General features: G+C 61.6%; 8 protein-coding genes. 6 read left to right on the top strand and 2 right to left on the bottom strand.

All coding sequences use genetic code 11. From position 1 onward, the window contains the following. Window positions 1-254 precede the first annotated feature (254 nt). From ABJK70_RS17335 to ABJK70_RS17320, 4 genes are all read left to right on the top strand, one after another. On the top strand, window positions 255-1079 hold the full coding sequence (locus ABJK70_RS17335) for a hypothetical protein (RefSeq protein WP_347258588.1): 825 nt from the start codon (window positions 255-257) through the stop codon (window positions 1077-1079). A gap of 98 nt (window positions 1080-1177) precedes the next feature. Next, the gene (locus tag ABJK70_RS17330; protein WP_347258587.1) at window positions 1178-2173 is read left to right on the top strand and encodes an HAD family hydrolase; all 996 of its coding nucleotides are present in this window, start codon (window positions 1178-1180) and stop codon (window positions 2171-2173) included. Between the two features lie 402 nt (window positions 2174-2575). Further along, entirely contained in the window at window positions 2576-3187 is a 612-nt protein-coding gene (locus ABJK70_RS17325) for a DUF4136 domain-containing protein (protein ID WP_139841064.1), read from the top strand. Between the two features lie 61 nt (window positions 3188-3248). Next, window positions 3249-3593 (top strand): sulfatase/phosphatase domain-containing protein, encoded by a 345-nt coding sequence (locus ABJK70_RS17320; protein ID WP_347258586.1) that lies wholly within the window; start codon window positions 3249-3251, stop codon window positions 3591-3593. A 232-nt stretch (window positions 3594-3825) separates the two neighbouring features. On the opposite strand, the gene ABJK70_RS17315 is transcribed toward ABJK70_RS17320, so the two are convergent. Then, window positions 3826-4167: a PadR family transcriptional regulator gene (locus ABJK70_RS17315; protein ID WP_077730680.1), complete on the bottom strand. Its 342-nt coding sequence runs from the start codon at window positions 4165-4167 to the stop codon at window positions 3826-3828. Window positions 4168-4247: 80 nt separating this feature from the next. Then, complete coding sequence (locus ABJK70_RS17310) at window positions 4248-5597, bottom strand: APC family permease (protein WP_347258585.1); 1350 nt, start codon at window positions 5595-5597, stop codon at window positions 4248-4250. Window positions 5598-5866: 269 nt separating this feature from the next. Between ABJK70_RS17310 and ABJK70_RS17305 the strand changes: the two genes are divergently transcribed. Both ABJK70_RS17305 and ABJK70_RS17300 read left to right on the top strand, forming a co-directional pair. After that, on the top strand, window positions 5867-6223 hold the full coding sequence (locus tag ABJK70_RS17305; RefSeq protein WP_086134163.1) for a DsrE family protein: 357 nt from the start codon (window positions 5867-5869) through the stop codon (window positions 6221-6223). Beyond that, entirely contained in the window at window positions 6220-7326 is a 1107-nt protein-coding gene (locus ABJK70_RS17300) for a cytochrome c peroxidase (RefSeq protein ID WP_347258584.1), read from the top strand. Before ABJK70_RS17305 ends, ABJK70_RS17300 begins: the two co-directional genes overlap by 4 nt. The last annotated feature ends 141 nt before the right edge of the window (window positions 7327-7467 follow it).

Below are 7467 nucleotides of genomic sequence, written 5' to 3'. Positions count from 1 at the left end.
TGCCTAGCCAATCCAACGAAAATGAATGCCTGACCGAAAGCGATTGGGAATAAGGGAGCTGATTTATTAACCCGGCCTATAAATATAGGCCGGGTTAATCCGGGGCAGGGATGCCCCGGCGCGGCGATAAGCCGCGTGAGCCCAGGCCGGGCGTGTACCGGGCCTGGGCGGCGGCCCGAAATACCAGGATGGTATTTACGGGCCTGATTAATAACCGTTGAGCCACGCAACAGAACTGGATAAGGAGATCCTGCATGACCGTCAACCCCGGCTTTTTTTCGTCTTACAAACCCTTGCCCCTTGTGGCGGCCTTGGCAGCGGTCCCAAGCTTCCACAGCGCGGCGGCGGAAAGCGACGCTAGCCAAAATCCCTGGGCCTTCAACCTCACGCTCTACGCATGGCTGCCCGGCGTGGACGGCAAGTTTTCCGCGGGGCCGTTCAACAAGTCGGTCGACTCCACCTTCATCGACATCGCCGAGGAGCTCAGGAACTTCCCGCTGGCCTTCATGGGACGGCTCGAAGCGCATTACGAGCGGCTGGGGTTCTATCTGGACGGCAATTACGTGGATCTGGATTTCGAGCCCCGGTTCGCTCGTGGCATCAGCAGAGGCTTGTCGAGCCAGTTGGGCGTCATGGAGTATGGTGCCATGTACCGCGTGTTCGGCCCGGCCGCCTCGGAACGCATCGCCCACTGGGACGAGAAACCGCGCTCCAACATGCTCGAGCTCTATGCCGGCGGACGCACCCTCTGGCTGGACAATCAGGTCGAGTTCAGGGGCATCGGCAGCGCCTCGACCGGCAAGAGCCTCACCAGTCCGGTCATAGGCGCGCGGTTCACGGTGCAATTCAGCCCGAAATGGTTCGTCCTGGTGGACGGCAACGGCGGCGGCTTCGGCGTTGACAACATCGACTTCGCCGGATCCGTGCTGGGGCTGGTCGGCTACCGCACCACCCTGTTCGGCATGCCTGCCTCGATCGAGGCAGGCTACAAGGCCTTGCGCCTGGACGTGAGCAAGCGCATCATCGAAACCGATGTGACCCTGAGCGGTCCGTTCCTCGGGCTGACGGGCTATTGGTAGACATCGAGACGGGTAGTTTGGGCATGCACCCATGTCCGACACGGATGGACTGAAGACTGATTGGAGAAGCCGCCCATGCTCATCGTTCCTTCCGGCTCATGTTTCGGCCGTTCGTTCTTTTCCTGGGTCTGATCCTGTTGACGAATGGAGCCGCCCTCGCCGTGCGGAAAGCCGCCGACCCGCTGCCGTCCTGGAACAACGGCCAAACGAAGCAAGCCATCCTGGCGTTCGTAAAGAAGGTGGCCGACAGGAAGAGCGCCGATTACGTTCCACCTACCGAGCGCATCGCCGTGTTCGACAACGACGGCACCCTGTGGGCCGAGCAGCCGCTGTATTTCCAGGGACTGTTCGCGCTGGACCGGGTGAAGGCGCTGGCCCCGCAGCATCCCGAATGGAAGGAGCGGCAGCCGTTCAAGGCCGCGCTGGAAAACGATCTGACGGCACTCGCGGCCCGCGGCGACAAGGGGCTGGTCGAACTGGTCATGGCCACCCATGCCGGCATGACCACGACCGAGTTCGCGGCCATCGTCGAGGACTGGCTGGCAGAGGCCCGGCACCCCAAGTTCGGGCGGCCTTACACCGAACTGGTCTACCAGCCCATGCGGGAACTGCTGGCCCACCTCCGCGCCAACGGTTTCAAGACCTACATCGTCTCGGGCGGCGGGATAGATTTCATGCGGCCTTGGGTCGAAAAAGCCTACGACATTCCGCCCGAACAGGTGGTGGGGAGCAGCATCGAGACGAAGTTCGAACTGCGCGACGGCAAGCCGGTGCTGGTAAGGCTGCCGGAGGTGGATTTCGTCGACGACCGGGCTGGCAAGCCGGTGGGCATCCACAAGTTCATCGGGCGACGGCCCATCGCCGCCTTCGGCAATTCGGACGGTGACCTTCAGATGCTTCAATGGACGGCGGGTGGCGAAGGGGCGCGGCTCATGGCGCTGGTCCACCATACCGACGCCGAGCGCGAGTGGGCCTACGACCGCGAGTCGTCCGTCGGCCGGCTTGACCAAGCGCTAGACGAGGCGAAGACTCGCGGCTGGATGGTGGTGGACATGAAGCGGGACTGGAAGCGGGTGTTTCCATTTTCCGAGTGAGCCGAGTAATTCCATTCGGCATTCGAGTGAATATTCATCGTAGGATGGGTAGAGCGAAGCGAAACCCATCGATGGCGGGTTAGCCCCTAGTCTCCGCTCAGGACAGGCTCCGCGTAACCCACCGATTAGAGGCCGCCCGGTGGGTTACGGCCTCGCGGCCTAACCCACCCTACAAAGTTGATTCCCCATTGAAAGATTGAAAGCAATTTTGAATAAGCGTTCGATGCGCACGCGTTCAAGGCCTGGACTGAGATCAATAACTCGTGTGCGGGTGTATCCAAGCGGGTGCGGTCTGCTATTACAGGACCGAGGTCCGTTAGAGGCTGATGTCGGGTTTGGCTATAACTTTCAAGCGGAATGCAAGACAAAGAATTAAGGAGTACAGGGATGGTCGAAGCTGGAATGAGACCGGCAACAAATCGTCCGAATTCAAGACTGGGTTTGAGTCTGTTGTGGCTTGTAGCGGCGCTGGTGGCCGCCTGCGCGACGACGCACCTCAAGGATTCCTGGAAGGACCCGCAGTTCAGCGATGTGCCGTTTCGCAAGGTCCTGGTCATCGGCGTCAGCCGCAGCGATGCGAACCGACGTCTGTTCGAGGACGGTTTCGTACAGGCGCTGCGCACATCCGGAACCGAAGCCTCGGCGAGTTATTCGCTGCTGCCGGAAGAAGGCCCCCTGCCGAAAGAGAGAATCAAGCAGGCGGTTGCAAAAACCGGCGCCGATTCGGTGTTGGTCACACGGGTCCTCCGGGTGCAACGCAAGGTGGACGTCAGCCCCGGTTACGTCGGACCCGGTCCAGGATTTTACGGCTGGTACGGGGCAACCTGGGCGGCCGCGCCCGAAATCCACGCGTATGACGTTATGACCATCGAGTCGACGCTGTGGGACATCAAGCGCGAGCAAGCGGTGTGGTCGGGAATCAGCGAGTCGATCGACCCGAAGGATGTCACCAAAGTGACCCGGGAGCTGGCTGAAGCGCTGATCGCCAAGATGAAGGAAGACAAGGTGTTGTGACCGACGCCGAAGCGGCTCCCTCTCGAATCGAGGACACCGGCCCCCCTTGGCCAGAAAGCGTATGGAAACCTGCGACGACGAGTTCCGTAACGAGAAGAACTCCAACCGGGAGGGCGCCTTCCGCATTCCGGTGTTGCTGCGCTGGCCCGGCAAAATCCCGGCGGGCATGGTCTCCAACGAAATCGTCCAGCACCACGACTGGCTGCCGACGTTTCTCGCGGCGGCTGGCGAGCCGGATGTCGTGGAAAAGTGCAAGAAAGGCCACCAGGCGGCGGGCAAGACCTTCAGGGTCCATATCGACGGCTACAACCTGCTCCCCTACCTGACCGGCCAGAAGGCGGCCAGCTTCACTATCGATCAGGCCCTGGCGAAAATGAGCGAAGTCGCCAGCGGCGCCGGGCGCTAAGCGTCCGCGGCTCGTGAAACGGCCCGCGGACACGGCCGAAGATCGCGAGAGAGACGCTCATGGGCGTGGCCGCGCTGCTGTTGCTCGCGGTTAAGGTCAGCATCCTTCTCATCGTCTTCGGCCTTGGCCTTTTCCGCAAATCCCAGAGGCGCTGGGTATCTGTTCCGTAGACCGGTGCGGCTGGTTCGGTGGCTGCTGCTATGAACCTGGTCATGCCGCTGTTCACCCGATGTTACTCGGACGGATCGGGCCTTCCGGCCGGTCCGAGATCACCCAGCACTTCTTCCACCAGTTCCCGCAGCTTGGGTTTGACCTCTTTCAAGGCGGTCCGGCCCTGGTCGGTGATCCGGTAGTACTTGCGTGCCTTGCCGCCCACCACGGTTCGCTCGACGCTGAGATAGCCCGCCTTCTCCAGGCCATGAAGAATGGGATAGAGCGTGCCGGGGCTCAGGCGATAGCCGTGGCGCTGAAGTTCCTCCAACATCGCTGCGCCGTAGAAGGGCTCCTCGGCGGCGTGGTGAAGCAGGTGGACTCGGACGAAGGCGAGGAATATGTCGTAATACAATTTGCTCATTCGTTTTCGATCATCGACCCGGCCCGCCGGCTGCCGGAAGGTGGAGCGTAGCGGCGTCTGGAGTGAGTCGGGTGCGGTGCCTAGCCGGATGATCGGCGTGATGCGCTGGAAGCGTCATGCCGCCGCTTCGCGACCGCGTGCCAGAGGAGACCGGCGGCAATAAGTCCTAAACCGGTCAGCCAAATCTGCCGCTCCACCCAGAACGCCAGGAACAGACACGCCAGTAATCCCAGTCCCGCGACCCAGGGCGGATAAAGCCGCTGCTCGGCAGGCAGCCGCAGCGCCGCGGCATTGGTCAGGGCATAGTAGATCAAGACGGTGAATGCGCTAAATGACCACGTCGTTTTGACATTGCCGATCAGCACGAGCCCGCCGATAACCACACCTACCGCCAGTACGGCCCAGTAAGGCGTCGTCTTGGCTTCATCGAGGCGTTCAAAAATGACCGGCATATCGCGGCGGCGGCCCATCGCCAGCAGCACGCGCGACAGTCCCAGAATCAGGTTGAGCAGCACGCCCAACATGGCCGTCACGGCACCGATCGCCAGAATGTGCGGGCTGAAAGGGATGGGAAACTGCCGCGCGGCCACGGCCAGCGGTGCGGCTTGTGTGCTCGTCGCATCCGTCGCCGCACCGCTCAGCCCCTCGGCTCCAGCGGCTCCGACGCCGACCGCCGCCACGGCGATATAGAGCACCATGGTCACGATCATGGTGAGGATGATCGCTGTGGGAATCGTGCGCTTCGGTTCGTGCACTTCCTCGCCCAAGGTAGCGATACGTCCATACCCCGTGTAAGCCACGAACATCAAGGCGGCCGCGTGAAACAATGCGCCGAGAGGGCCGGTTTCGTCCGCGCTCGGGGCGAAAAACGGCGTGAAGTTGGCCCCCGATGTGACCGACAAGCCGGCCATGACGAAGAAAAGCAGACTCAGCAGGGTCATCGAGACAATGACGACGTTGGTCACGTTTGAACGGTGGATGCCGCTCAGCGCAACCAGCGTGAGCGCTATCACCGCCGCCAGCGCCAGAAGGACCAGATAATCCTGCGAGAGGCCCAAGGCGCCCAGCGTGTAACCGGCGAAACCCAGGGCGGCGGTGGCAGCGGAGGCGGACTTGGCAATCAGGAACATCCAACCGGCGGTGAAGCCCAGCCAGGGATTGAGGTATCGATAGCCGTACTCGTAAGTGCCGCCGCTGACGGGATGGCTGGCGGCGAGTTGGGCGCTGCCGAGTCCATTGCAGATGGCAACCAGGGCCGCCAGCACGATCGCCAGAATCGCGGATGGCCCGGCGATGCCCGCCGCAATGCCGATGCTCACGAAAACGCCCGTGCCAACCATCGCGCCCAGGCCCATCATGATTGCGCCGAACAACCCCAATTGCCGTTGGAGCCGAGGCGAGCCAGTGGTCTGGATCCGTGGTTCGCTCATCGTTTCACCTCACGCCAGCGCCGGCGACCGTCAGGACCATTCCGTATCGAACGGATCGCGCGTCGAGTTCAGCACGGTGAGACGGGTCAAACGACTTCATGGGATGTTCTCCGATTGCATTCAGGTCCGAGGCGAAATCATACTATCGAAATCCGTTATCGGATATCGATAATATATCGTGCCGGGGTTGTGCGAGGCCCCGACAAGCGATATCTGTCTAAGGAGATAAATCGCTTTCTTGGCGGACACCACGAACGGAGGGATGGACGATGAAGGTACTCATCATTTTCAACAGGCCGCCCTATGACGGCACCGACGTGACATGGAATGGGCTGCGGCTGGCGGGGAAACTGCTTGAAGCCAGTCAGGATGTGCGTATTTTTCTGATGAACGATGCCGTCGACATGGCGCGGGACGCTTGTAAAGTTCCGGAAGCTTACGACCAGGACCTCGTCATGATGCTCAAACAGTTGATCGCAAGAGGCGTGACCGTGAAAGTTTGCGGAACCTGCATGGCCCGATGCGGTATCCATAAGAACCAGCCTTACTACGAAGGCGCACGCCAGTCCACCATGGCCGAGCTTGCGGAATGGGTGGTCGATAGCGACAGGGTCATCACCTTATGAACAGCCGGCTCAACCATCGCGACGGCGGTCCCGTGAAAGGACGCCGCTCCGTTTCATCGTTGGCCCGCCGGACACGGGGCGTCCCCTGGGCAGCGGCTCTTCTCGCGGTTACGGTTCACGCCCAGGAGGCGGGGCAGCCTTTGATGGAAAAGGCCAGGCAGCTGTTCGAACCGCTCCCCAAGGATATGGCGACCGAAGAGTTCCCGACCGATCCCGCGCGTGTCGCACTGGGCCGGAAGCTGTTTTTCGATCCCCGGCTTTCCCTGGACGGCACCGTGAGTTGCCAGACCTGCCATCGTCCCGGCCTGTACGGAACCGACGCCTTGCCTAAATCGATCGGCGCCGAACATCGCCTGAACGCCCGCAACGCGCCCACCGTGCTCAATGCCGCGCTCCAGTTCAAGGCACTCTGGATCGGCAATCGCGCCGACGTGGAGGACCAGGCCATGAAATCGCTGACGGGACAGACCAGTTTCGGCAATCCCGAAACTGCGGCCGTGATCCGGAAGCTCAAGGCGCTGGGCTACGAAGCCGAGTTCAAACAAGCTTTCCCGAACGATCCGGAGCCGGTGAAGCCGGAGAACTGGGGCAAGGCCATCGGCGCCTACGAGCGCACCCTGGTGACGCCGTCGCCCTTCGATGCCTATCTCAAAGGCGATGCCAAGGCCCTGACGCCTCAAGCGCGGAATGGCTTGAAGACCTTCATCGACCTCGGCTGCGTCTCCTGCCATAACGGGGTGGCTGTCGGTGGATCGGCATTCCGGAAATTCGGGATGTTCGGGGATTACTGGACGGAGACCGGCAGTCCGTCGATCGACGAAGGGCGTTTCAAGGAAACCCGGAATCCCGCCGACAAGTATCTCTTCAAGGTCCCTGGCCTCCGCAACGTGGCCATGACCCCGCCGTATTTCCATGACGGCTCGGTGGCCACCCTGCCGCAAGCGGTGCGCGTCATGGGCAAAGTGCAACTCGGCAAAGAGCTTACCGACCAGGATGTCAGCGACCTGGTGGCCTTCCTGAACAGCCTGACGGGCGAGTTGCCCCAGGAGTTCGCCACCGAGCCGGTATTGGCGCCACGGACCTTCTCGGCGACGCCGCCATGATTCGGAGGAAGACCCCTGCTGAACCGCTTAAAGCGTTTTCATCTCGCTCGTACGGCAAAACAGGCTTGGCGGACGTCGTTGGCGCCTTCGGCTAGGGTAGATCGATTCAAGCTTTCGTAGGTCGGCAATCCTTTCCCAATC

Origin of the sequence: Methylocaldum sp. (genome assembly GCF_039794385.1) — a bacterium.
Taxonomy (GTDB): domain Bacteria; phylum Pseudomonadota; class Gammaproteobacteria; order Methylococcales; family Methylococcaceae; genus Methylocaldum.
This window is presented reverse-complemented; position numbering and strand designations above follow the sequence as displayed.